Here is a 22,140-nt window from a genome sequence, read left to right as displayed (position 1 = left end):
GCCGCCCCGTCTCAGCGCAGCACGCCGACCTCGCGGAGCGCCTGGACGTTGCCCCGGCTCACGGGGATGATCGTTCCGTCACGCAGGGCGAGGACGACGCGGCCCTCCTCGCGGCGAGCCCCGGCGATCGCCTCCAGCGCGACCCAATGCGAGCGGTGGACCCGCAGGCCCGGCACGCCCTCCGTCTCGTCGATGGCGTCGGCAAGCCGCATCAGCACGAGGTGCATGCCCCGCTCCGTGTGGACCTCGACATAATGGTCCTGGACCGAGAGGCGCAGGAGGCGTCCGCGCCGCTCGATCAGCAGGCGGCGCATGATGGCCGGTCCTCCAGCCGGCGCCGGGGCTGAGGGTGCGGGCGCTCCTCGGGCCACGAGGCCGATCGCGGCCGTGACCCCCGCGGCGATGAGCGCGCAATCGAGCGACAGGCGCAGGACGTTCGGCAGCGCCTCGGGCGTCTCGGGGAAGGCGGCGAGATTGACGAGGGCGACGACCGCGGCGATCGCCGGCCCGGCGGCGAGCGCGGCGAGGATCTGCCCCGCGGCCCGCGGCAGGCGCGCGAGAGGGTTCAGGCGCGGGAGGGCGAGCACCGCCGCGGCGCCGACCCCGAAGGTGAGGAAGACGATCGCGGTCCAGTAGGCGAGGCGGCCGGCGACCGGCAGAGCCTCCGAGGTGCCGAAGGGCCCGGCGAGGCCGACGATCCCCCCAGCGATCGCCATGAGGGCGAGCGCGCGGCGGCTCAGATAGAGGGCGCGCCATTCGCGAAGCGCGAGTTGCATCGATCCGCCGCTCACGAAGTCCCCGTCCCGTTCCCGCATCTGCCCTCGTCCCGGGGATCGTAGCCCGTCAGACAGGAGCCGCAAGGCGCCAGCCGGCGCCGCTCGATCCTTGAGGTCATCATGTCGCTCGCTCCGCTCCTTTCCGCCTCCCCCGCCATCCAGGTTCATGCGCTCGCGGCCATCGCCGCTTTCGGGCTCGGCCTTGCCATGCTGGCGCGCCGCAAGGGCGGATGGGCGCACCGGCTCCTGGGACGCCTCTGGGTCGGCCTGATGGCGGCGACCGCCCTGTCCTCCTTCGCGATCTCCAGCCACACGGCCTGGGGCGGGTGGAGCCCGATCCACGGGCTCTCGGCCCTGACGCTGGCGGCTCTTGTCTACGCGGTCGCCATGGCGCGGGCGGGCCGGATCCGGGCGCACCGCACGGCCATGGTCTCGCTCTTCGCCGGCGCCCTCGTCATCTCCGGGGGCTTCACCTTGATGCCTGGCCGCATCATGCATGCGGTGATCTTCGGGACGTCCGAGGGCGTCCACGGGCCGATCGCCGCGGCCTTCGCCGTCGTCCCCCTCTGGGGCTGGATCCTGCTCGCGGCCGCCGCTTTCGGTACGGTGCGGCTCGGGTTGGCGCGCGAACGCGGCCGCCCCGTCGGGCCCCGGCTCACGCGGCGAGCCTGAATCGGCGCGGGCCGCCGGCGCCCCGGTCCCGCCCGCCCTTGCCGTAGGCGGGCTTTTCCGTTATGTGACCGGAATCTGACGGCGCGTTGGTTGTGCGGCGGCGGGAGCGGGCGACCGCAGCCCGCCCTTTCGCTCATCCGGCGCGCCAGACGTATGAACTGATGTCCTCGTTCGTCGAAGACGCGCCGGCCCGCTCCCACACATGAGCGGCATGCCCTGCAATCACGGCCCGGATCAAGGGCCCGCAGGGCTCCGGCGGACGGGGACGGCCCGCAACGCGAGCCGCCGGCGCATGCCCCACGGGGGCTTCTAAGGAGAACGAATGTCCGTCGCACAACAACGCGCGCCCAGCCGCGAAGATTTTGCCGCCCTGCTCGAGGAGTCCTTCGGCCAGTCCGAGGTCGCCGAGGGCGCCGTGGTCAAGGGGACCGTGGTCGCCATCGAGAAGGACGTCGCGGTCATCGACATCGGCGCGAAGACCGAAGGGCGCGTCGCCCTGAAGGAGTTCACCGGCCCGGGTCGCGACCAGACGCTCAGCGTCGGCGACGAGGTCGAGGTCTACGTGGAGCGCATCGAGAACGCGCTCGGCGAGGCCGTCATCTCGCGCGACAAGGCTCGCCGCGAGGAGAGCTGGGTGAAGCTCGAGAAGGCGTTCGAGAACAACGAGCGCGTCAACGGCGTCATCTTCAACCAGGTGAAGGGCGGCTACACCGTCGATCTCGACGGGGCCGTGGCGTTCCTGCCGCGCTCGCAGGTCGACATCCGCCCCGTGCGCGACGTCACGCCGCTCATGGGCATGCCCCAGCCCTTCCAGATCCTCAAGATGGATCGCCGCCGCGGCAACATCGTCGTGTCGCGCCGCACCGTCCTCGAGGAGAGCCGCGCCGAGCAGCGCTCCGAGCTCGTGGCCAACCTCGAAGAAGGTCAGGTCATCGACGGCGTCGTCAAGAACATCACCGAGTACGGCGCGTTCGTCGATCTCGGCGGCATCGACGGCCTGCTGCACGTCACCGACATGGCGTGGAGGCGCGTCAACCACCCGTCCGAGGTCGTCACCATCGGCCAGACGGTCAAGGTCAAGATCATCAAGATCAACCACGAGACCCACCGCATCTCGCTCGGCATCAAGCAGCTGCTCGCCGATCCGTGGGAGGGCATCGCGGCCCGCTATCCGGTCAATGCCCGCCTCAAGGGCCGCGTGACCAACATCACCGACTACGGCGCCTTCGTGGAGCTGGAGCCGGGGATCGAGGGCCTGATCCACGTCTCCGAGATGTCCTGGACGAAGAAGAACGTCCATCCGGGCAAGATCGTCTCCACCTCGCAAGAGGTCGAGGTGGTCATCCTCGAGGTCGATCCTGTCAAGCGCCGGATCAGCCTGGGCCTCAAGCAGGCCCTGCAGAACCCGTGGGAGGGCTTCGCCGAGAAGCACCCCGTCGGCTCCGTCGTCGAGGGCGAGGTCAAGAACAAGACCGAGTTCGGCCTGTTCATCGGCCTGGAAGGCGACGTGGACGGCATGGTCCACCTCTCCGACCTCGACTGGAACCGCCCGGGCGAGCAGGTCATCGACGAGTTCAAGAAGGGTGACGTGGTGCGCGCCCAGGTTCTCGACGTGGACGTCGAGAAGGAGCGCATCTCGCTCGGCATCAAGCAGCTCGCGGGCGATCCCTTCGCGGATGCCGGCGAGATCCGCAAGGGCCAGGTGGTCACCTGCGAGGTGCTCGAGGTGAAGGATTCGGGCCTCGAGGTGAAGATCGTCGACACCGACCTGTCGACCTTCATCCGCCGCGCGGAGCTTGCCCGCGACCGCGCCGACCAGCGCCCCGAGCGCTTCGCGGCCGGCGAGAAGGTGGATGCCCGCGTGGTCCAGTTCGACCGCAAGGCCCGCCGCGTCCAGCTCTCCATCAAGGCCCTGGAAATGGCCGAGGAGAAGGAGGCGATCGCCACCTACGGCTCGACCGACTCCGGCGCCTCGCTCGGCGAGATCCTCGGCGCGGCCCTGAACAAGGCCCGCACCACGGACAAGAAGTAAGCCCTCGGGCTTCGAGGCGCTCCGCTCCGGCGGGGCGCCGCCCAGACATGAAACCCGCGCCGGGCGACCGGCGCGGGTTTTTTCATGGGGCGGGCTGCCCGATGGAGGCGATGACGCCCTCCAGCAAGGCGTCGACGCCGCCCTCGCCGTCCGTCATATGCGCGACATGGCCCTCCAGCAGGAGGTGCGAGAAGCCGTGGACCACGGACCAGGACTGGGTCAGCGCCGCGCGCAAAACCCCCTCCAGCGGCGCGTCGGGGGCCCCGTGCAGCAGGCGGATCGCCGCCTCCAGTTCCGCGAAGGCCGCGCCCGCGGCGGCCTGATAGACGGGATCGTCGCCGTTCAGCCGCGAGCGGCTGAAGGTGAGGCGGAAGCGTTGCGGATGCCGGCGGGCGAAGGCGACGTAGCCACGGGCGATGGCACGCAGACGTTCCCTGGGGTCGTCGATGCCCGCCCGCGCCTCACGCATGCTCGCGGCCAGCGTCTCGAAGCCCAGCGCGGCAAGCGCGGTGAGGAGGCCCGTGACGTCGCCGAAATGGTGTGCGGGCGCGGCATGCGAGACGCCCGCCCGGCGGGCGCATTCGCGCAAGGTGAAGCCGCCGATGCCGCGCTCGGCGAGGACGAGCTCGGCGGCGTCGAGGAGAGCCCGGCGCAGGTCACCGTGATGGTAGGCGGTCTTGTCTGGGACGGGCTGCGGCATGGGCTCCTCAGCCCGAATGGCATAAGGGATCATCTTGACACCGTCTAGACGGGCCCGCTAGGCTGTGCATCTTGCCAATGTAAAGATACACCATGTCGCTCGATCAGCTCTTCTCGCTCGCAGGCTTGCTCGCCCTCACGGGCTGGATCGCGCTGGTCCTCACGCCGCTCGCCCCGCGCCTCATCGACCCGCTCGCCGGGCTCGCAATCCCCCTCCTCCTCGCCCTCGGGTACGCTGCCCTCGTCGTGGTGCATTGGGGCGGCGCCCCGGGCGGGTTCGGCTCCCTCGACACGGTGGCGACCCTGTTCCAGAGCCGGCCGATCCTGCTCGCGGGCTGGGTGCACTATCTCGCCTTCGATCTCTTCGTCGGCGGCTGGATCGTCCGGCGGGCGCGCCGCGACGGGCTGCCCCACTGGCTCGCGGTCCTGGCCCTACCGCCCACTTTTCTCTTCGGCCCCACGGGCCTTCTCGCCTTCGTCGCCCTGCGGGGGCTCTGGCGCGGGCGCCCCACCCTTGCCGAGGGAGCCGCCCGATGACCGGCCTCATCCTCGCGCCCGCTCGCCTGCCCCTGCCGGGGGTCCCGGCCGAGCTCCTGCGCCGCGATCCCGCGCTCGCCCGGGCAGGCCTCCTGCTCCTCGCGCTCATGGTCCCGACCGCGATCGCGCTCGCCGTGGATCCCCGGACCCTGAACGGCGTGGCGATCTGGGTGAAGCCGCTGAAGTTCGAGGCGTCGATCGGGGTCTATCTGCTCACGCTCGCCTGGTTCATGGGCGAATTGCCCGAGGCCGTGCGCCGGGGCCGCGTGGCCGGTGCCCTGCGCGCCGTCGCCATCGGGGCAGCGTCCTTCGAGATGGTCTATATCGCGGCGCAAGCCGCCCGGGGGCTTGCCTCGCACTACAATGTCGGCGACCCCTTCCACGCCGCGATGTACGGCCTCATGGGCGTCGGCGCCGTAGCGCTCACGGCGGTGAGCCCTGCGCTCGCCGTGCTCCTCGCGCGCCACCGCCCGGCCCACCTCGCCCCCGCCTACCTCACCTCCATCGTACTGGGCCTCACCCTCACCTTCGTGCTCGGCGCGGGGAGCGGCGCCGTGCTCTCGGCGGGGAACGGGCACTGGATCGGGGGGATTCGCTCGGACGCGGGCGGCCTGCCGGTCCTCGGCTGGTCGCGCACGGGCGGAGATCTGCGCAGCGCCCACTTCCTCGGCATGCACGCCCTGCATGCCCTGCCCGTGGTGGGCTACGCCGCCGGGCGCCTGCTGGCGCCGCGCGCAGGTCTCGCGGCGGTTCTCGCCGCCGCCCTCGCCTACTCGTCCGCGACGATCGCCGCTTTCGTCCTGGCGCTGCGGGGCGTGCCGCTGATCGGGGGCTGAGTCCGAGGCCGGCCGGGCGCGAAGCGTGACCGATCGTCCCGTTCCGGAGCCCTCACGCCCCCTTCCCCCCCGCCTTCCCCTCCGTTAATGTCCCGCCCTTCCGGCCGGCCCGCAGCCGGCGCGCGCATTCCGTGAGGTTCCATGCCCTCGTCCGAGGCCGATCTGATCGCCGACCGGCGCCGGTTGCGGCGCAAGCTGTCGTTCTGGCGCGTGCTCGCCGTGCTCGCCGCCGTGGCGGGCGTGGTGATCGTAGGGCTCATGGCGGCAGGGCGCGGGCCGGTCTCCGCCACGGCGGGGCAGATCGCGCGCATCGAGATCGACGGGGTCATCGGATCCGACCAGAGCCGCATGGCCGACCTGTTCAAGCGCGTCGGCGAGGCGGGCAACGTCGCGGGGGTGATCGTCAGCATCGACAGCCCCGGGGGCACCACCACGGGCTCCGAGGAGCTCTTCCGCAACATCCGCCGCCTCTCGGAGAAGAAGCCTCTCGTCGCTTTCGTCGACGGCACGGCGGCCTCGGGCGGCTATATCGCGGCGCTCGGCGCCGACCGCATCCTGGCGCGCGAGACCTCGCTCGTGGGCTCCATCGGCGTCCTGTTCCAGTATCCGGACGTCACCGCGCTCCTCGACCGCTTCGGCGTGAAGGTGGAGGAGATCAAGTCGAGCCCGCTCAAGGCGGCGCCAAGCCCCTTCACCCCCACCTCGCCGGAGGCCCGCGAGGCGCTCGCCAACGTGGTGCGCGACACCTACGACTGGTTCAAGGGCCTCGTGAGCGAGCGCCGCAAGCTCGGCCCGGAGCAGCTCGCCGCGGTCTCCGACGGGCGGGTCCACAGCGGACGCCAGGCGCTGGCCCTCCGGCTCGTGGACGAGCTTGGCGGCGAGCGCGAGGCGCAGGCCTGGCTGGAACGCGAGAAGGGCGTGGCCAAGGACCTGCCGATCCGTGAATGGAAGCCCAAGCGCGACGCGGACGGCTTCGGCCTCCTCTCGGCCGCCGCCTTCGGCGCCGACCTCATGGGCCTGGAGCGTCTAGGAGGAGCCCTGCGCCGGGCCGATGTGTCGGACCGGTTGCGGCTTGACGGTCTCCTGGCGCTCTGGCAGCCTCCCACTGAGAAATAATTCCGCATCGTAAGGGATCAGGCCCATGATCAAGTCCGAGCTCGTGGCGCGGATCGCCGAGCGCAACCCCCACCTCTACCAGCGGGACGTCGAGAACATCGTCAACGCGATCCTCGACACCATTGCCGACGCGCTCACCCGTGGCGACCGCGTGGAGCTGCGAGGCTTCGGTGCCTTCTCGGTGAAAAGCCGCGACGCCCGCACGGGCCGCAACCCCCGCACCGGCGAGACCGTTGAGGTGGGCGAGAAGGCGGTGCCCGTGTTCAAGACCGGCAAGGAGATGCGGGCCCGCCTCAATGCCGAGAAGGCGCCTGCACCGCCGGTGCGCGCGCGGGCCTGACGCGACGGAGACCCCATGAAGACCTTTCTCAAAGCCCTCCTCCTGGTGCCGCTGTCGCTGATCGTGGTGCTGCTCGCCATCGCCAATCGCGGGCCGGTGCGCCTGTCCCTCGATCCGTTCTCGGCCGACGCGCCGATGCTCTCCTACGAGCTGCCCCTCTTCCTCGTCCTGTTCGGCGCCGTGATGCTCGGCGTGCTTATCGGCGGCATCGCGAGCTGGCTCGGCCAGAGCGGGCACCGGCGGGCCGGGCGCCGCTATCGCCGCGAGGCACGCACCCTGCGCACCGAGGTGCAGCAGACGCGCAGCCATCCGGGCGGCCTGCCGGCCCTCACCTCGTCCCAGCCCCGCTGAGGCGTCTCATGCGCGTCATCTCGGCCGCGCAGATCGACGGCGCCCTCGGCTATCCGGCCTTCGTGGAGACGCTCGGGGCGGCCTTCCGGGCCGGCGTCACCACGCCGGTGCGCCACCACCACGAGATCGCCCGCGAGGGCCACGACGCGACCCTCCTCCTCATGCCGGCCTGGACGGGAGCCGAGGACTTCCTCGGGGTGAAGGTGGTCTCGGTGTTCCCCGAGAACGGCGCGCGCGGCCTTCCCAGCGTGCTGGGCACCTATCTCCTCATGGACGGCGCCACGGGCGCGCCGCTCGCGTGCCTCGACGGCACCCGCCTGACCCTTTGGCGCACGGCCGCGGCTTCCGCGCTCGCCGCCTCGCATCTCGCGCGGGCGGACGCCGCCCGCATGGTCATGGTGGGTTCGGGGGCGCTCGCCCCCTTCCTCGTGCGGGCCCATGCGAGCGTGCGGCCGCTCCAGGACGTGGCGGTGTGGAACCGCAGGCCGGGGGGTGCGGAGGCGCTCGCCCGCGATCTCACAGGCCGGGGCGTGCCCGCCCGCGCCGTCACGGATCTGGAAGCGGCGGTGCGCGAGGCCGACCTCGTCTCTTGCGCGACGCTCGCCCGCGAGCCCGTGGTGCACGGCGCGTGGCTGAAGGCCGGCGCCCATCTCGATCTTGTGGGCGCCTTCAACCTCCACATGCGCGAGGCCGACGACGCGGCGCTCCAGCGGGCGGAGGTCTATGTCGACACGCCGGCGGCCCTCACCGAGGGCGGCGACGTGGCGCTGGGGCTGAAAAGCGGCGCCATCACTGAAAGCCACGTGCGCGGCGACCTCGCGGGGCTGTGCCGGGGCACGGCGCCGGGCCGCTCGGGGCCGGAGGCGATCACCCTGTTCAAGTCCGTCGGTACGGCGCTTGAGGACCTCGCGGCGGCCATGGCGGTCTGGCGGGCCGTGGCAGGGTGAAAACCGGCCCGATCAGGCCTATACTCCCCCTATGAACGCGCCCGTCATCCCCCGCGCCATCCTGCGCCACCACGTGGCGACGATCGAGGCGCGGTTTCCGCTCACCTTCGTGGGGCAGTTGCCGCGGGACTGCGCTGCCTATGTCGAGGGCGAAAACCGCATGGTGTTCCTGACTGCCAAGAAGGATGGCCTGAACCTGCTGACCTTCGCGCAGGCGCAGGTCGAGCTGTCCGACCTCCTCGGGCGCCCCGTCGAACTCGTCCTTCTCAGCGGCCTGAAGGGCCGCGAGGCGACCGAGCTGCCAAGGCTGGCCGAGCCGATCTGATGCGGTCCGATCGCGAGCGCCTGGACGATGCCCGGGCTTTCATCCGCCATGCCCGCGCCCATCTCGGTGCCGTCGACGGGCAGGCGTTCGCCGGCCGCCCGGAGGCAGCCCATGCCGTCACTTACGCGCTGGTCGTCATCGGCGAGGCGCTCGGCCAGGTCTCACCCGACATCAAGAGCCTGGCGCCCACGGTGCCCTGGCGGGCGATCAAGGACGTGCGCAACCGCTTGGTGCATGCATATTGGACGATCGACCTCCCGATCATCGCCGGCATGGTCGCGCAGGAGCTCGATCCGCTCGACGAAGCCCTGGGTGACCTGACACGACGGATCGAGGCGCCCGACCGATGACCCCCACCGTCAAGATCTGCGGCCTGTCCACCCCCGAGACCCTCGACGCCGCGCTCGAGGCGGGCGCCGACATGGTGGGGCTCGTGCGCTTCCCGAGGAGCCCCCGGCATGTCGAGCTCGACGCGGGCGGCGCCTTGGCCGCGCGCGCTCGCGGCCGGGTGGGCGTCGTGGCCCTCCTCGTCGACCCGGACGACGACGAGCTTGCCCGCACGCTCGAAGCCCTGCGCCCCGATCTCCTCCAGCTCCACGGCCGCGAGAGCCCGGAGCGCGTGGCCGCCATCCGGGCGCGCTTCGGCGTGCCCGTCATGAAGGCGGTGGGAATCGCCGACGAGGGCGACGTCGCCGGGCTTCACGCCTACGCGGCCGTGGCGGACCGCCTTCTCGTCGACGCGAAACCGCCGCGCACGGCCGGGGCCCTCCCCGGCGGCAACGGCCTGTCGTTCGACTGGCGCCTCGTCACGGGCCTTGACCTGGGCAAGCCGCTCATGTTGTCAGGGGGCTTGGACCCGGCCAACGTCGCGGCGGCCCTGCGGCTCACCCGGATCGGGGGCGTCGACGTGTCGTCTGGCGTGGAGAGCGCGCCGGGGATCAAGGACAGGGCCAGGATCGCGGCCTTCGTCGAGGCCGCCAAGGGGGCGTGAGGCCCCATGTCATTCCACCAAGGAGCGCCGCCCGTGACCGCGCCTCAGACGCCCAACTCGTTCCGCACCGGCCCCGACGAGCGCGGCCATTTCGGCCTGTTCGGCGGCCGTTTCGTCGCCGAGACCCTGATGCCGCTCATCCTGGAGCTGGACCAGGCCTACACGCAGGCCAAGTCCGATCCGGCCTTCGCGGCCGAGATGACCTCGTATCTCACCCATTATGTCGGCCGGCCGAGCCCGCTCTATTATGCCGAGCGGATGACCGAGCATCTTCGTGAGGTCGCCAAGGCCTCCGGCCTCCCGGGCGGCGCCAAGGTCTACTTCAAGCGCGACGAGCTCAACCACACGGGCGCCCACAAGGTGAACAACGTGCTGGGGCAGATCCTGCTCGCGCGCCGCATGGGCAAGCAGCGCATCATCGCCGAGACGGGCGCGGGCCAGCACGGGGTCGCCACCGCGACGCTCTGCGCGCGCTTCGGCCTGCAATGCGTGGTCTATATGGGCGCGGTGGATGTCGAGCGGCAGAAGCCCAACGTGTTCCGCATGAAGATGCTCGGCGCCGAGGTGGTCCCCGTCCAGTCGGGGTCGAAGACCCTCAAGGACGCGATGAACGAGGCCCTGCGCGACTGGGTCACGAACGTCGCCGACACGTTCTATTGCATCGGCACGGTGGCGGGCCCCCACCCCTACCCGGCCATGGTGCGCGATTTCCAGTGCGTCATCGGCAACGAGACCCGCGAGCAGATGATGGAGGCGGAAGGGCGCCTGCCCGACTCGCTCATCGCGGCCATCGGCGGCGGCTCCAACGCCATCGGCTTGTTCCATCCCTTCCTGGACGACCGCGGCATCGAAATCTACGGCGTCGAGGCCGCGGGCCACGGCCTGTCCTCGGGGCTGCACGCGGCCTCGCTCACCGGCGGGCGCCCCGGCGTGCTGCACGGCAACCGCACCTATCTCCTCCAGGACGGGGACGGGCAGATCCAGGACGCCCACTCCATCTCGGCGGGCCTCGACTATCCGGGGATCGGCCCCGAGCACGCATGGCTCCACGACATGGGCCGCGTCACCTATCTCTCGGCCACCGACGACGAGGCGCTCGCCGCCTTCCAGCTCTGCTCCAAGCTCGAGGGCATCATCCCGGCCCTGGAGCCCGCGCACGCGCTCGCCAAGGTTATCGAGCTCGCGCCCCAGAAGCCGCGGGACCACCTCATGGTGATGAACCTGTGCGGGCGGGGCGACAAGGATATCTTCACGGTGGCGGAGCATCTCGGCGGGCTATAGGGGCCGACGCCCCTTCAGCCGATCGGCGAGGAGGGGATGAACAGTCGCGGCGAACGGGTTCGCGATCGTCACGCCCCTCCACACGAAGCCGTCCTGCATGTCCTCGGACAGAAGCAGGGCGCATCCGGCCCCCGCGGCGGTAGCGAGGATCACGGCATCCCAGATCTGGAGCCCGTGGGAGCCGGCGAGGTGCATGGCGTCGTCGAACGCGCCCTCGTCGGCGGTGAGCATGGGGGAGCGATCGCGTCACCGGCTCACGCGCTCGCAGGCGTCCCTGGGCGGACGCCCGAATTTGCGGACCATCGCCGAGAACAGTTCCCCAAGGCACTGCGCGGGCAAGGCGACGATGCGCTCTCCAAGGGCGGCGATCACCTCGACGGCCGCCCTGTGGCGCTGGAGGTCGTTCAGACCCTCCGCGTAGACCAGGATGTTCGTATCGAGGGCGACGAGACCCGGCTCAGTCATAGAAATCGTCGCGGGTCAGCCGGTCCCCGTTCAACACGGGGCGGCTGCGCAACTCGTCTAGGAACGCGGCGAAGGCCTCGGATGGCTTCTCGTCGCCGGGCGCCGGCCTGATCGCCTCGATCTTCACCGCCGGCCTGCCCCTGTCCGTCACGATAACGGTCTCGCCTGCCATCGCGGCGCGCATGAGCTTCGAGACGTGCCGGTTCGCGTCGGCGGCGGACACCCTCCGCATCGGACTCTCCCCTGTAGTGACGTCACTCCTTTGCCCCGTTCCGCGTCACAGCGGAAGGCGCGCGGCTCACGAGACCTGGATGATCGTGTCGCTGTAACGCGCAACGACCGCATCGGCGGTGACGAGGCGCAGGGGCTCGGCGAGGGCCTGGGCGTGCCGCTGCAACGCCCCAGCCTTCCCCCGCCGCCCGGCCCATGCTAACCACGCGCCCCATGACCGCCCGCATCGACTCCACCTTCGCCCGCTGCCGCGCCGAGAACCGGGCCGCGCTCGTCACCTATGTGATGGCCGGCGATCCGGATCCCGAGACCTCGCTTGCGATCCTGCGGGCCCTGCCCGAGGCCGGTGCCGACATCGTCGAGTTCGGCCTGCCCTTCACCGATCCCATGGCCGACGGGCCGGCGATCCAGGCCTCGGGGCTCAGAGCCCTCAAGGCGGGGCAGACGCTCGTGAGGACCCTCGATCTCGTGCGGCGCTTCCGCGAGGAGAACGCGGACACGCCCGTGATCCTCATGGGCTATTTCAACCCGATCTATCAATACGGCGTCACGCGCTTCCTGGAGGACGCCAAGGCCGCCGGCATCGACGGGCTCATCGTCGTCGACCTGCCCCCGGAGGAGGACGAAGAGCTGTGCCTGCCGGCGCTGCGCGCCGGCCTCGCCTTCGTGCGGCTCGCCACGCCCACCACCGACGACCGGCGCCTGCCCGCCGTCCTCGCGAATACGGGCGGCTTCGTCTATTACGTCTCGATCGCCGGGATCACCGGGGCCGCGACGCCGGATTTCGGCCAGGTCGCCGGCTCGGTGGAGCGCATCAAGCGCCACACGCCGCTTCCCGTCGTGGTGGGCTTCGGCGTGAAGAACGCCGAGCACGCGGCGGCGATCGCGGGCGGGGCGGACGGCGTCGTGGTGGGCTCGGCGCTCATCGAGGCGCTGCGCGCCTCCCTCGACGGCGAGGGGCGGGCGACGGCCGGCACGGTGGAGGCGGTCTGCGCCCTCGTGCGCGACCTCGCTAGCGGCGTGCGCTCGGTGGCAAAGCGCGCCGCGGCTTGAAAAACCTTCTCTCCCCGCGCGGCGGGGGAGGATGAGGACACAGCGATGAACTGGATTTCCGACGTCGTCCGTCCGCGCATCAAGACCCTGTTCAAGCGCGAGACGCCCGAGAATCTCTGGATCAAGTGCCCCGACACGGGCCAGATGGTGTTCCACAAGGAGGTGGAAGCCAATCACTGGGTGATCCCGGGCTCCAACCACCACCTGCCGATCACGGCGGTGCAGCGCCTGAAGCTGATGTTCGACTCGGGCACCTGGATCGACGTGCCGCTCCCTGAGGTCGAGCCCGATCCGCTGAAGTTCCGCGACTCGAAGCGCTATGTCGACCGCCTGCGGGAGGCGAAGGCCAAGACGGGCCTGCAGGACGCCTTCAAGATCGGCTTCGGCCGGGTCGACGGCCTGCCCATGACCGTGGCGGCCCAGGACGTAAACTTCATCACGGGGTCGCTCGGCACTGCCGCAGGCGAGGCCTTCGTCCGCGGCGCCGAGACGGCCATCGACAAGCGCACGCCCTTCGTGGTGTTCACGGCGTCGGGCGGGGCCCGGATGCAGGAGGGCGTGCTCTCCCTCATGCAGATGCCCCGCACCACCATCGCGGTGCGCAGGCTTCGCCAGGCGAAGCTGCCCTACATCGTGGTGCTGACCCATCCGACCACGGGCGGCGTGACGGCGTCCTATGCCATGCTGGGCGACGTGCACCTCGCCGAGCCCGGCGCGCTCATCGGCTTTGCCGGCCCGCGCGTCATCGAGCAGACCATCCGCGAGAAGCTGCCCGACGGCTTCCAGCGCGCCGAGTACCTCAAGGACCACGGCATGGTCGACATGGTGGTGAGCCGCCCCGACATGAAGGCGACCGTGGCCCGCCTCTCCCGGCTGCTCATGAAGGCGCCGCCCCCGGAGGCATCCGCGCCGGAGCCCGTGGAGCCCGCAGGGCCCATCGACACCGCGGCTTGAGGCCGACCGCGCGATGAGCTCCTCCGACGCGCTGATCGCGCGCTTCCTCGCCCTGCATCCCAAGACGATCGACCTGTCGCTCGGGCGCATCGAGCGGCTGCTCGAGCGCATGGGCAGCCCCCACCGCCGCCTGCCGCCGACGATCCATGTGGCGGGCACCAACGGCAAGGGCTCCACCATCGCCTTCATGCGGGGGATCCTGGAGGCGGCGGGGCTCGTCACCCATGTCTATACCTCGCCGCACCTGGTGCGCTTCCACGAGCGCATCCGGATCGGCCAGCCCGGCGGCGGCCGGTTCGTGGACGAGGAGCGGCTGGTGGAGGCGCTGCGGGCCTGCGAGGCGGCCAATCGCGGCGAGCCGATCACCGTGTTCGAGATCACCACGGCGGCGGCCCTCCTGCTCTTCGCGGACGCGCCCGCGGACGCGCTCCTGCTGGAGGTGGGTTTGGGGGGGCGCTGCGACGCCACCAACGTGATCGACGATCCAGCGGCCGCCGTCGTCACCTCCATCGGCTACGACCATGCCGAATATCTCGGCGACACCATCGAGCGGATTGCGGGCGAGAAGGCGGGCATCTTCAAGCGCGGGCGCCCCGCCGTGATCGCGCCGCAGGACTACGAGGCCGCAGACGCCACCTTGCGCGAGCGGGCCGAGCGCGCGGGCGCGAGCCCGATCCGGGTGGGGGCGCAGGACTTCTCGGTGCACGAGGAGAGCGGGCGCCTCGTCTACCAGGACGAGGACGCGCTCCTCGACCTGCCCCGGCCGCGTCTTGCCGGCCGCCACCAGTTCACCAATGCCGGCACGGCCATCGCGGCCCTGCGGGCTGCGGGCTTCTCGCGCCTGCCGACAGAGGCCTTCGAGGCGGGCCTGACGAATGCCGAGTGGCCTGGGCGGCTGCAGCGCATCACGAAGGGCCGCCTTCCCGCCCTCATGCCGCCGGGCACGGAGCTGTGGCTCGACGGCGGCCATAATCTCGACGGCGGCCGCGTCCTCGCCGCCGCCATGGCGGATCTGGAGGAGCGCAACGGGGCGCCCCTGGTGCTGGTGGTGGGGATGCTCGGCACGAAGGACGCGGAGGGCTTCCTCGCCAATTTCGCGGGGCTCGCCCGCGAGCTCATCGCGGTGCCGATGCCGAGCCAGATGGCGGCGCGCCCGGCCGAGGAGGTGGCCGCCATCGCGGCCCGGGTGGGCTTCACCGCCTCCACGGCCTCGAACGTCGAGGCGGCGCTCGCCTCGCTCAAGGACTTCGTCTGGGACCGCCCGCCCCGCGTGCTGATCTGCGGCTCGCTGTATCTCGCAGGCGATGTGCTCTCCGCCAACGGCACGCTGCCGGCCTAACCCCCTCCCCCTTGTGGGGAGGGGCTGGGGGTGGGGGTGGGGGTCGTAAAGTCGGAGCTGGCGGGGGAAACAGGGAGCACGCACGCTCGTACAGCCCTATTCTGGACTGGGGCCACTCGCGTCCCGACCCCCACCCCTAACCCCTCCCCACAAGGGGGAGGGGGATTGGGCTCACGCCGTCGCTTGCTGGATCCAGCGGCTCAGGTCGCCCTTCGGCGCCGCGCCGACCTTCTGGCTCGCGAGCTTGCCGTCGCGGAACACCATCAGGGTCGGGATCGAGCGGATGCCGAGCTGGGAGGCGATGCCGGGGTTCTCGTCCACGTTCACCTTGGCGATCTTCACCTTGCCCTGCATCTCGGAGGCGATCTCCTCGAGGGCCGGTCCGATCATGCGGCAGGGGCCGCACCATTCGGCCCAGAAGTCCACGACGACGGGCTCGGCGGACTTGAGCACGTCCGTCTCGAAGCTGGTATCGGTCACCTTCATGGTCGCCATAGCGTCACCTTGCGTTTCAGCCGTCTTGGGGTTCGGCCAAGGTAGGGACGCCCGGGGCGCGGATCAAGGCGCGCTCACGCAGCCTTGATGGCGTTCCGGCGCACCGCTTTTCAAACCGCACCAACCGCAGCGAGCGCCTCGTCGAGCGCCGCCGCCGGCAGCTCGTGCACCCGGGGCCCCGCCGTCCAGACCAGGAAGGCGCGCACCCGGCGGCCGGGATAGATCTCGGCGAGGAGCGCGCGGTAGAGGGCGAGCTGGAGGACATGGGTGCGGGGCACGGGTGCGCCGGGCTCGGGCGCGCGGGCCGAGGTCTTGAAATCGAGGACCCGGACCTCGCCGTCCGTGACGACGAGCCGGTCGATCTGCCCCGAGACCGGCGCGGCCTCCGCGAGCCCCGGGAGACGCACCCGGCCGGCGATGGGCACCTCGGCCCGGGAGCCCGAGCCGAAGAGGTCCGCGAGATCCGGGTGATCCAGGACGCGCAGGGCGTCGGCCACGATCGCGGTGCGGGTCTCGGCGGCCATGCGCGGCGCGCGGGCGTGGACAAAGCCCGCCGCGGCTGCCTCCCGGCGCTCGGGCGCGACGTCCGGCAGGCGTTCCAGGAGCGCGTGGACGAGGGAGCCGCGCAGGCGCGCCTCGCGGGCGAAGGGGCCGTCGGCGGGCCGGGGCGGGCGGTCGGCGGCGGCGAGCGCGCCCGAGGGGCGCAAGGGGGGCGGGTCCTCGGGCTCCGGGTCGGCGGGGGTCGAGAGCCAGTCGGGGATGGCGGGGCGCGGGGGCTCGGCCGGCGTGGGGGCCGTTCCTGTGCCGGGTGCCGCGACACCATCCGAGAAGCGCTCCACCGGGCCGTAAGGCGCCTCGGCGAGCGCCAAGCCGCCCGCCTTGCGCACGAGGCCCGTGCGGATCATCTCGCACCAGGCTTCCATCGGGGTTTCGCGATGCGAGCCCGAGAAGGGGGCGATCACTAGGCGGTCCTTGGCCCGGGTCATGGCGACGTAGAGAAGCCGGTTGTGCTCCTCCAGCCCCTTGGCCCGCAGCGTATCGCGGGCGCCGCCCACCGCGCCCGAATCGGTGGCGCGGCTCGGGGCCCAGACGGGGAGGCCGGGGGCGAGCGGCAGGAGGTTCGGGTCGCGGCCCAGCACCTCGCAGCCGTCGATGAGCACCACGATGGGGGCCTCCAGGCCCTTGGCGCCGTGCACGGTCATGACGCGCACGTCGTCACGCACGGCGGCAAGGTCGCGCTTCACCTCGTGCTCGGCGGTCTCGAAGCGGGCGAGGAACGCGGTGAGCGAGGGGACGCCGAGGGTCTGGGCCGTCTGGGCGAGGCACAGGAACGCGTCGATGGCGTCGCCGGCCTCGGAGCCGAGCCGCGCCACGAGGCGGCGGCGCCCGCCCTCGGGGCCAAGCAGCGCCGCGTAGAAGCCGAAGGGGCCGTGGCGGCGGGCGAGCTCGCGCCAGGAAGCCAGCGCCTCGAAGCCGCGCAGCGCCGCGGCGTCCGTCGGGGCATGGCGGGCGAGGGCGTCCCGCAGGGTCTCGGCGGGATAGCGCCGGGCCGCGATGCGGGTGAGGTCGTCGTCGGTGAGGCCGACGAGCGGCGTCTTCAGCGCCACCGCGAGGGTGAGGTCGTCCTGGGGCAGGAGGGCGGCGCGGCCGATCGCGACGAGGTCCATCACCGCGATATGGTCGCCGATGTCGAGGCGGTCGGCGCCCGCGACGGGGATGCCCGCCTCTTTGAGCGCACGGATCGCGGCGGCGAAGACCGGCCCGCGCTTTCGCACGAGCACGAGCACGTCGCCGGGGCTCCAGACGCGGCCGAAGGCGTCCGGCTGCGTGGTCCAGGCCTTCACGGCGCGCGCCACCCGCGCCGCGACCTTGACGGCGGGCGACTGCCGGTCGGGCTCGTCGAGGGGCAGCACCCAGGCCTCGGGCTCGTCCTCCTTGGCCGGGCGCTCCACGGGCCACAGCTCCACGAGCCCCGGTGCGCCGCTGCGGGCGCTGGTATGGGCGGTGCCCACGACGCCATCCTCGAAGGAGAGGCCGCGGAAGTGCTCCGCCACCGCGAAGGTGGCGTCGACCGCGTCGAGGACGCCCTTGGCCGAGCGGAAGGAGAGATCGAGGCGCACGTCCTCGAAGGAAAGAGAGAGGGCGCGGGTGCGGGTCTCCCAGTGCCGGCGGCTCGCCTCGAACTCGGCCGGAGCCGCGCCCTGGAAGCCGTAGATCGACTGCTTGGGATCGCCCACCGCGAAGAGCGTGCGGGGCGAGACGGAGCGGGCGCCCTCCCCGGCGGTGAAGTCCTCGGTGATCCGGCGCAGGATCTCCCATTGGGCCGGGTTGGTGTCCTGCGCCTCGTCGACGAGCACGTGGTCGATGCCGCGGTCGAGCTTGTAGAGGATCCAGGCGGCCTCGCCGTCGCGGCGCAAGAGCTCCAGGGTCTTGCGGATGAGGTCGTCGAAGTCGAGCGCCCCGAGGCGCGCCTTCTTGGCCTCGACGCGGGCGCGGATCTCGTAGGCGAGCGCTAGGAGCGCCGCGGTGCGCTCCAGGGCATGAGCCGCCTTGAGGCGGTCGTCCAGAACCGTGAGGCGGGCCTGCTCGGCGAGCAGCCGGTCCTTGAGGGCTGGATCGACGCCGCCCGTGACGATGAGCTTCTCGGAGCGGGGCGTGCCGGTCTTGGTGAAGAACACCTCGCGATAGGCCGGAAGGCGCTCGGCGGGGGTGGTGGCTGTGAGGGCGCGCAGGAAGGCCTCGGCCCGGTCCGTGTCGGTCTTCTTCCCGCTCGCCTGGAGCACCCGCACGATTCCCGGCCAGTCGGCGGGCGGGATGCCGCCCTCGACCATGTCGGCCTCGATCGCCGCGGCGCTCTCCCCCTGTTTCACGTGAAGCGCCGTGCGCAGGCGCTCCAGGGTGGCGGCGAGCGCGGCCTCGTCGAGAAGCGCCTCGCGCCAGCGCAGGGCGTCGCGCAGCACCTTGATCAGGGCCTCGCCCGCGGCGTCGAGGCTCACCCGCTCCAGGGCGTTGCGGAGCGCCACGTCGCCCGAGGCGGCCAGCGCCAGGGTCTCGCGGGTGGCCTCGCCCAGGACCTCTTCCGCCTGGCCGTCGTCGAGGACGGAGAAGCTTGCGGGCACGTTCGCCTCGAAGGGCGCCATGTGCAGGATGCGCTCGCAGAAGGCGTGGATGGTCTCGATCTTGAGGCCGCCGGGAGTCTCGACCGCGCGGGCGAAGAGGCGGCGGGCGAGCCGCAGGCGCTCGGCGTCGGGCGCCTCGCCGTCGAGCTTCATGAGCTCCGCCCGCAGCCGCTCGTCGTCGAGGGCGACCCACTGGCCCAGGCGCTCGAAGACGCGGATCGCCATGGTGGCGGCCGCCGCCTTGGTGAAGGTGAGGCACAGGATGCGGCCGGGCGGCGCGCCCGCGAGCAGGAGGCGCAGCACCCGGTCGGTGAGCACCTTCGTCTTGCCCGCGCCCGCATTGGCCGACACCCAGGCCGAGGCGCGCGGATCGGCGGCGCGGCGCTGGTCGAGGCCGGTCTTCGGGGGAACGACGAGGAGCTCGCCCGGATTGATGGGCCCGCTCATGCGCCGTCTCCCTCGAAGCCGCCGGCGCTCGCGGCCGACCATTCCTTCACCCGGGCCAGATGATCGTAGTCCGAGACCCGCTTGGCAGATTTCGGGAAGGGCCGGGAGAGATAGGCCGCCTCGCCCGACGCGTAGCGGGCCAGAAGGCCGCGCAGGCGCCGCTCGTGCTCGTCGATGAGGGCGCCCAAGGTCTCGCCCTTGCGGGGCTCGACCTCGCGTTCCCGCAGCGGCGGGCTGCCGCCCGAGACCTGGACGTAGAGGAGCCCCGGCGTGTCCGCGGCGGCGGGCACCTCGGCGAAGGCGCCGTGGCGCAGCATGGCGCCCTCGAGCGTCATCTGGGGCGAGAAGCCGGCGCAGATTTCCTTCGTGCCGGGGGGCGCGCCGGTCTTGAAGTCGACGATGGTCAGGCCGCCGTCGCGGCCCTCCTCGATCCGGTCGGCGCGGGCCCGCAAGGTGATGGTGCGGCCATCGGGCAGGGGGATCGCGAGGGCGCCGGAGCGCTCAGGATGGATCGCGGCGATCGCAGGCCGGCGCGCGCGCTCCCAGCGGCAGAACTCGCCCGCCAGGCGTTCGAAGCGCGGCCACCATTCGGCATAGACCTCGGGGAAGGCCCGGCGCACCTCCGCGAAGGCCTCGTCGCCGAGGCTTAAGAGCCGCGCCAGGGCGTCGGCGGGCGGATCGCCGGGGCAGGCGGCCACGAAGGCGGCGAGGATGCCGTGGATGAGCGTGCCGCGCTCCGCCGCGCCGGGCGGCGCCGCCACGGGGTCGAGGGCGTCGAGGCGCAGGATGCGGCGGGCGAAGACCGCATAGGGGTCGCGCACCAGGGTCTCGATCTCGGTGACGCTGAAGGTTTGCGGAAAGAGCGCGGGATCGGGCAGGGGGCGCGGACGGGCGAGGGGCGCCTCGGGCTCGGCGGTGTCGAGGACACGGCCGAGATCGAGATGGCGGGCGCCGCGCGCGGTCATCCGGGTCCAGGCGTCGGGGCCGGCGAAGGCCTTGAGGCGCTGGAGGAAGCGAGACGGGACGGTGGGCGAGCCGTCGCGCTTGATCGCCCGCGTCACCACCGCGTCGCGAATGCCGAGCGCCTGCACGAAATCGTGCGCCGACTGGCCGATGCGGCGCTCGGGCGCGCCGAGGCCGACCGCGTGGCGCATGGGGCGGTTGAGGAAGGCGTCCGTCTCGACGCGGGGCGGCCATACGCCCTCGTCGAGGCCGCCCAGCACGATGCGGTCGGCGGTGAGGAGGCGCGCCTCCAGGAGGCCGAGGATCTTCAGGCGCCGGTGGACCGCGCGGGTCGGGGCGGTGACGGGGCGCTCGCGGGCAAGCGTCGCGAAGAAGGCGGGATAGTCGGCGAAGCGGCCCTCGATGGGCCCCGGATCGCAGGTGTCGAGGTCGTCGAACAGGGCCGCGAGGGCCTCGCCGGAGCCGTCGGGGAACCAGGGGGCCTCGTCGTCCGGGCCGCGGGCGAGGTCGTCCACCGTGCGGCGGTGCTCGGCGGCGAGCGGGCGCAGGTCGATGGCGTCGCCGTCCTTGGCGGCGGGCGTGAAGCTCCCGAAGGCGTATTCCAGGCGCTGGAGCAGGTCGGCGCAGGCGGCCCAGTCCGCCTCGTCGAGACGGCGGCGGGGCAGGGGCCCGCCGGGCTTCCCGCGCCGGGCCTGGAGGGCATGGTTGAGGCCCGCGAAGCCCGGTCCCGGGCGGGGGCCACGCAGGACGCCAATCTCGAGCACGGCGGCGGCATGCTCCACGGCGCGCCGCTCCAGGCCGAGCCGGACGGCGGGATGGGCGAGGAGCGCCAGCACGCCCCAGGGCGCGAAATCCCCCGCCGCCGCCTCGGCGGCGAGGCGCGCCAGGCGCCCGGCCTCGGCGTCGCCGAGCGGCATGCCGGCGGAATCGTCCACCTTGATGCCCCAGCGGCCGAGCTCCGCCGCGACGCGGGCGGCGAGCGACCGGTCCGGCGTGACGAGGGCCGCGGTGCGGCCGGGCACGGTGAGGGTCTCACGCATGGCGACCGCGATGGCGAGGGCCTCCTCGCGCTCGTCGGCCGCCTCGACGAGGCTCAGGCCCTCACAGCCGCGCTGGGCGAGGGCCTCGCGCTCGGGCCCCGGCATCGCGGCCCAGGCCTCGGTGGTCTCGGCGGGGCGGAGCGCCTGCGAGAGCAGGCGGGCGCGGGCGGCAAGCGTCTCGTCGGGGGTGCCGAGGGGACGCACGGCGTCGCGGGCCAGGCGCAGATGCTCGTCGACAAGGCGGCGCAGCACCGCCTGCGGGTGGCCGTGGACGCAGTCAGGATCGGTGGAGGCGCCGATGGCGGCCCAGCCGGCGGGATCGAGGTCGTGGTCGAGGCCCGGCAGGACCACGGCGCCGCGCGGGAGCGAAGCGACGGCACGGATGAGGGCGGCGGTGGCGGGAATGGAGCCCGTGGAGCCCGCGATCACGATCGGCGTGCGGGGGCGCTCGACCCGCAGGCGCTCGGCCTGGAGCTCGATGACCCGGGTGCGCCGGTCGGTCGGGTCGCTCGCGTCGCGCTCGGCGAGCTCCGCGGGCCAGAACTCGGCGGCGATGCGGGCGAAGTCGAGGGTAATGCCGAAATAGCGGGAGTACTCGCCCTCCACCGCGCCCGCGAGGTTGATCCAGGGCACGCCCTCGGTGGTGAGGGCGTCCATGAGGCCCTCCAGGTCGGCGGCGAGCTTCACGGCGTCGGCGGGGGCGCCCGGGACGAGGCAGGGTGCGTCGGGCTCGAGCCGCAGGAGCGCGCGGTCGACCTGCCGGGCCCAGAGCTGGATGAGGCGGGTGAGGACGAGTCGGCGCTCGATCGGCGCGACGGCGGGGAGGAGGGCGTCGGCCGCGTGAGCCTCGAAGGCGCCCGCCGCGAGGTCCATCTCGGCGGCGTCCGCCTCGCCCAGGGGCACGATGCGGGGCAGGAGCACGGCCCCCTCCCCTGCCCGCTCGGCGAGCAGCGCCGCGAGCGCACGGGCCGCGCGCCGGGTCGGCAGGTAGATGACCGCGCCCGCGAGCGCGAGCGGGTCGGCGGGATCGGGGAAGCCGGGGATGAGGCGCCCGTCGAGGAGCGCGTCGGCGAGCGCGGGCAGGAACGGGACCCCCGGCGGGATCGTGAGGATCGTCGGCTCCGCCATGCT

General features: G+C 72.4%; 23 protein-coding genes. 15 read left to right on the top strand and 8 right to left on the bottom strand.

Annotated features, from left to right (window positions below; translation table 11 throughout):
• Positions 1-11: 11 nt before the first annotated feature.
• The gene (locus tag F0L46_RS07930; RefSeq protein ID WP_188311892.1) at positions 12-815 is read right to left on the bottom strand and encodes a LytTR family DNA-binding domain-containing protein; all 804 of its coding nucleotides are present in this window, start codon (positions 813-815) and stop codon (positions 12-14) included.
• A gap of 81 nt (positions 816-896) precedes the next feature.
• On the opposite strand from F0L46_RS07930, the gene F0L46_RS07925 reads away from it, so the two are divergent.
• Positions 897-1,448, top strand: coding sequence for a DUF2306 domain-containing protein (locus tag F0L46_RS07925; protein WP_149816523.1), 552 nt, complete (start codon positions 897-899; stop codon positions 1,446-1,448).
• Between the two features lie 322 nt (positions 1,449-1,770).
• Positions 1,771-3,480 carry a 30S ribosomal protein S1 gene (rpsA, locus tag F0L46_RS07920; protein ID WP_149816522.1) on the top strand — a complete coding sequence of 570 codons (1,710 nt, stop codon included), beginning with the start codon at positions 1,771-1,773 and terminating at the stop codon, positions 3,478-3,480.
• An 82-nt stretch (positions 3,481-3,562) separates the two neighbouring features.
• Here rpsA and F0L46_RS07915 read toward each other — a convergent pair whose 3' ends face one another.
• Complete coding sequence (locus F0L46_RS07915; RefSeq protein ID WP_149816521.1) at positions 3,563-4,180, bottom strand: TetR/AcrR family transcriptional regulator; 618 nt, start codon at positions 4,178-4,180, stop codon at positions 3,563-3,565.
• A 92-nt stretch (positions 4,181-4,272) separates the two neighbouring features.
• Between F0L46_RS07915 and F0L46_RS07910 the strand changes: the two genes are divergently transcribed.
• The 10 genes from F0L46_RS07910 (at position 4,273) to trpB (ending at position 10,903) form a co-directional block, all read left to right on the top strand.
• Complete coding sequence (locus tag F0L46_RS07910) at positions 4,273-4,716, top strand: ABA4-like family protein (protein WP_149816520.1); 444 nt, start codon at positions 4,273-4,275, stop codon at positions 4,714-4,716.
• A complete protein-coding gene (locus F0L46_RS07905; RefSeq protein WP_149816519.1) occupies positions 4,713-5,552 on the top strand; it encodes a hypothetical protein in 840 nt (279 codons plus the stop codon). The genes F0L46_RS07910 and F0L46_RS07905 overlap by 4 nt, the downstream gene beginning before the upstream one ends.
• A 141-nt stretch (positions 5,553-5,693) precedes the next feature.
• A complete protein-coding gene (sppA, locus tag F0L46_RS07900; RefSeq protein WP_149816518.1) occupies positions 5,694-6,668 on the top strand; it encodes a signal peptide peptidase SppA in 975 nt (324 codons plus the stop codon).
• 25 nt (positions 6,669-6,693) lie between these two features.
• Positions 6,694-7,008 carry an integration host factor subunit beta gene (locus F0L46_RS07895; protein ID WP_149816517.1) on the top strand — a complete coding sequence of 105 codons (315 nt, stop codon included), beginning with the start codon at positions 6,694-6,696 and terminating at the stop codon, positions 7,006-7,008.
• 15 nt (positions 7,009-7,023) lie between these two features.
• Positions 7,024-7,359, top strand: coding sequence for a lipopolysaccharide assembly protein LapA domain-containing protein (locus tag F0L46_RS07890; protein WP_149816516.1), 336 nt, complete (start codon positions 7,024-7,026; stop codon positions 7,357-7,359).
• Positions 7,360-7,367: 8 nt separating this feature from the next.
• The gene (lhpI, locus tag F0L46_RS07885; protein ID WP_149816515.1) at positions 7,368-8,306 is read left to right on the top strand and encodes a bifunctional Delta(1)-pyrroline-2-carboxylate/Delta(1)-piperideine-2-carboxylate reductase; all 939 of its coding nucleotides are present in this window, start codon (positions 7,368-7,370) and stop codon (positions 8,304-8,306) included.
• A gap of 31 nt (positions 8,307-8,337) precedes the next feature.
• The gene (locus F0L46_RS07880) at positions 8,338-8,631 is read left to right on the top strand and encodes a hypothetical protein (RefSeq protein WP_149816514.1); all 294 of its coding nucleotides are present in this window, start codon (positions 8,338-8,340) and stop codon (positions 8,629-8,631) included.
• Complete coding sequence (locus F0L46_RS07875) at positions 8,631-8,981, top strand: HepT-like ribonuclease domain-containing protein (RefSeq protein WP_149816513.1); 351 nt, start codon at positions 8,631-8,633, stop codon at positions 8,979-8,981. Before F0L46_RS07880 ends, F0L46_RS07875 begins: the two co-directional genes overlap by 1 nt.
• The gene (locus F0L46_RS07870) at positions 8,978-9,622 is read left to right on the top strand and encodes a phosphoribosylanthranilate isomerase (protein WP_149816512.1); all 645 of its coding nucleotides are present in this window, start codon (positions 8,978-8,980) and stop codon (positions 9,620-9,622) included. The genes F0L46_RS07875 and F0L46_RS07870 overlap by 4 nt, the downstream gene beginning before the upstream one ends.
• A 33-nt stretch (positions 9,623-9,655) precedes the next feature.
• Positions 9,656-10,903: a tryptophan synthase subunit beta gene (gene trpB, locus F0L46_RS07865; protein WP_240539911.1), complete on the top strand. Its 1,248-nt coding sequence runs from the start codon at positions 9,656-9,658 to the stop codon at positions 10,901-10,903.
• Here the strand turns inward: trpB and F0L46_RS07860 are convergent.
• From F0L46_RS07860 to F0L46_RS07850, 3 genes are read right to left on the bottom strand one after another with little or no spacing between them, the layout of a single operon-like run.
• Complete coding sequence (locus tag F0L46_RS07860) at positions 10,898-11,134, bottom strand: PIN domain-containing protein (protein WP_149816510.1); 237 nt, start codon at positions 11,132-11,134, stop codon at positions 10,898-10,900. The genes trpB and F0L46_RS07860 overlap by 6 nt on opposite strands.
• Positions 11,135-11,149: 15 nt before the next feature.
• Positions 11,150-11,368, bottom strand: a complete 219-nt coding sequence (locus F0L46_RS07855; protein ID WP_149816509.1) for a PIN domain-containing protein — start codon at positions 11,366-11,368, stop codon at positions 11,150-11,152.
• Positions 11,361-11,600, bottom strand: a complete 240-nt coding sequence (locus F0L46_RS07850; protein ID WP_149816508.1) for a type II toxin-antitoxin system Phd/YefM family antitoxin — start codon at positions 11,598-11,600, stop codon at positions 11,361-11,363. The genes F0L46_RS07855 and F0L46_RS07850 overlap by 8 nt, the downstream gene beginning before the upstream one ends.
• A 212-nt stretch (positions 11,601-11,812) precedes the next feature.
• On the opposite strand from F0L46_RS07850, the gene trpA reads away from it, so the two are divergent.
• Genes trpA through F0L46_RS07830 form a run of 3 tightly spaced genes read left to right on the top strand, consistent with a single transcriptional unit; the run spans position 11,813 to position 14,945 of the window.
• Positions 11,813-12,652, top strand: coding sequence for a tryptophan synthase subunit alpha (trpA, locus tag F0L46_RS07840; protein ID WP_149816506.1), 840 nt, complete (start codon positions 11,813-11,815; stop codon positions 12,650-12,652).
• Between the two features lie 45 nt (positions 12,653-12,697).
• Positions 12,698-13,606 (top strand): acetyl-CoA carboxylase, carboxyltransferase subunit beta, encoded by a 909-nt coding sequence (accD, locus tag F0L46_RS07835; RefSeq protein ID WP_149816505.1) that lies wholly within the window; start codon positions 12,698-12,700, stop codon positions 13,604-13,606.
• Between the two features lie 13 nt (positions 13,607-13,619).
• Positions 13,620-14,945, top strand: coding sequence for a bifunctional folylpolyglutamate synthase/dihydrofolate synthase (locus F0L46_RS07830; RefSeq protein WP_149816504.1), 1,326 nt, complete (start codon positions 13,620-13,622; stop codon positions 14,943-14,945).
• A gap of 171 nt (positions 14,946-15,116) precedes the next feature.
• Here the strand turns inward: F0L46_RS07830 and trxA are convergent, their stop codons facing one another.
• The 3 genes from trxA to addB all read right to left on the bottom strand — a co-directional run bounded on the left by trxA (position 15,117) and on the right by addB (position 22,137).
• Positions 15,117-15,440: a thioredoxin gene (trxA, locus tag F0L46_RS07825; protein ID WP_149816503.1), complete on the bottom strand. Its 324-nt coding sequence runs from the start codon at positions 15,438-15,440 to the stop codon at positions 15,117-15,119.
• Between the two features lie 110 nt (positions 15,441-15,550).
• The gene (addA, locus tag F0L46_RS07820) at positions 15,551-19,006 is read right to left on the bottom strand and encodes a double-strand break repair helicase AddA (protein WP_149816502.1); all 3,456 of its coding nucleotides are present in this window, start codon (positions 19,004-19,006) and stop codon (positions 15,551-15,553) included.
• On the bottom strand, positions 19,003-22,137 hold the full coding sequence (addB, locus tag F0L46_RS07815; protein ID WP_149816501.1) for a double-strand break repair protein AddB: 3,135 nt from the start codon (positions 22,135-22,137) through the stop codon (positions 19,003-19,005). Before addB ends, addA begins: the two co-directional genes overlap by 4 nt.
• Positions 22,138-22,140 lie beyond the last annotated feature (3 nt).

It is taken from the genome of Salinarimonas soli (genome assembly GCF_008386575.1).
Lineage (GTDB): Bacteria > Pseudomonadota > Alphaproteobacteria > Rhizobiales > Beijerinckiaceae > Salinarimonas_A > Salinarimonas_A soli.
This window is presented reverse-complemented; position numbering and strand designations above follow the sequence as displayed.

Excerpts from the sequence above, each read along its gene's own strand:
- F0L46_RS07930 (WP_188311892.1), bottom strand. The coding sequence starts at position 815 with ATGCGGGAACGGGACGGGGACTTCGTGAGCGGCGGATCGATGCAACTC.
- F0L46_RS07905 (WP_149816519.1), top strand. The coding sequence starts at position 4,713 with ATGACCGGCCTCATCCTCGCGCCCGCTCGCCTGCCCCTGCCGGGGGTC.
- F0L46_RS07860 (WP_149816510.1), bottom strand. The coding sequence starts at position 11,134 with ATGCTCACCGCCGACGAGGGCGCGTTCGACGACGCCATGCACCTCGCC.
- lhpI (WP_149816515.1), top strand. The coding sequence starts at position 7,368 with ATGCGCGTCATCTCGGCCGCGCAGATCGACGGCGCCCTCGGCTATCCG.
- rpsA (WP_149816522.1), top strand. The coding sequence starts at position 1,771 with ATGTCCGTCGCACAACAACGCGCGCCCAGCCGCGAAGATTTTGCCGCC.
- F0L46_RS07880 (WP_149816514.1), top strand. The coding sequence starts at position 8,338 with ATGAACGCGCCCGTCATCCCCCGCGCCATCCTGCGCCACCACGTGGCG.
- F0L46_RS07855 (WP_149816509.1), bottom strand. The coding sequence starts at position 11,368 with ATGACTGAGCCGGGTCTCGTCGCCCTCGATACGAACATCCTGGTCTAC.
- F0L46_RS07870 (WP_149816512.1), top strand. The coding sequence starts at position 8,978 with ATGACCCCCACCGTCAAGATCTGCGGCCTGTCCACCCCCGAGACCCTC.
- F0L46_RS07850 (WP_149816508.1), bottom strand. The coding sequence starts at position 11,600 with ATGCGGAGGGTGTCCGCCGCCGACGCGAACCGGCACGTCTCGAAGCTC.
- F0L46_RS07890 (WP_149816516.1), top strand. The coding sequence starts at position 7,024 with ATGAAGACCTTTCTCAAAGCCCTCCTCCTGGTGCCGCTGTCGCTGATC.
- F0L46_RS07915 (WP_149816521.1), bottom strand. The coding sequence starts at position 4,180 with ATGCCGCAGCCCGTCCCAGACAAGACCGCCTACCATCACGGTGACCTG.
- F0L46_RS07830 (WP_149816504.1), top strand. The coding sequence starts at position 13,620 with ATGAGCTCCTCCGACGCGCTGATCGCGCGCTTCCTCGCCCTGCATCCC.
- sppA (WP_149816518.1), top strand. The coding sequence starts at position 5,694 with ATGCCCTCGTCCGAGGCCGATCTGATCGCCGACCGGCGCCGGTTGCGG.
- addA (WP_149816502.1), bottom strand. The coding sequence starts at position 19,006 with ATGAGCGGGCCCATCAATCCGGGCGAGCTCCTCGTCGTTCCCCCGAAG.
- accD (WP_149816505.1), top strand. The coding sequence starts at position 12,698 with ATGAACTGGATTTCCGACGTCGTCCGTCCGCGCATCAAGACCCTGTTC.
- F0L46_RS07895 (WP_149816517.1), top strand. The coding sequence starts at position 6,694 with ATGATCAAGTCCGAGCTCGTGGCGCGGATCGCCGAGCGCAACCCCCAC.
- F0L46_RS07875 (WP_149816513.1), top strand. The coding sequence starts at position 8,631 with ATGCGGTCCGATCGCGAGCGCCTGGACGATGCCCGGGCTTTCATCCGC.
- addB (WP_149816501.1), bottom strand. The coding sequence starts at position 22,137 with ATGGCGGAGCCGACGATCCTCACGATCCCGCCGGGGGTCCCGTTCCTG.
- F0L46_RS07910 (WP_149816520.1), top strand. The coding sequence starts at position 4,273 with ATGTCGCTCGATCAGCTCTTCTCGCTCGCAGGCTTGCTCGCCCTCACG.
- trxA (WP_149816503.1), bottom strand. The coding sequence starts at position 15,440 with ATGGCGACCATGAAGGTGACCGATACCAGCTTCGAGACGGACGTGCTC.
- trpA (WP_149816506.1), top strand. The coding sequence starts at position 11,813 with ATGACCGCCCGCATCGACTCCACCTTCGCCCGCTGCCGCGCCGAGAAC.
- F0L46_RS07925 (WP_149816523.1), top strand. The coding sequence starts at position 897 with ATGTCGCTCGCTCCGCTCCTTTCCGCCTCCCCCGCCATCCAGGTTCAT.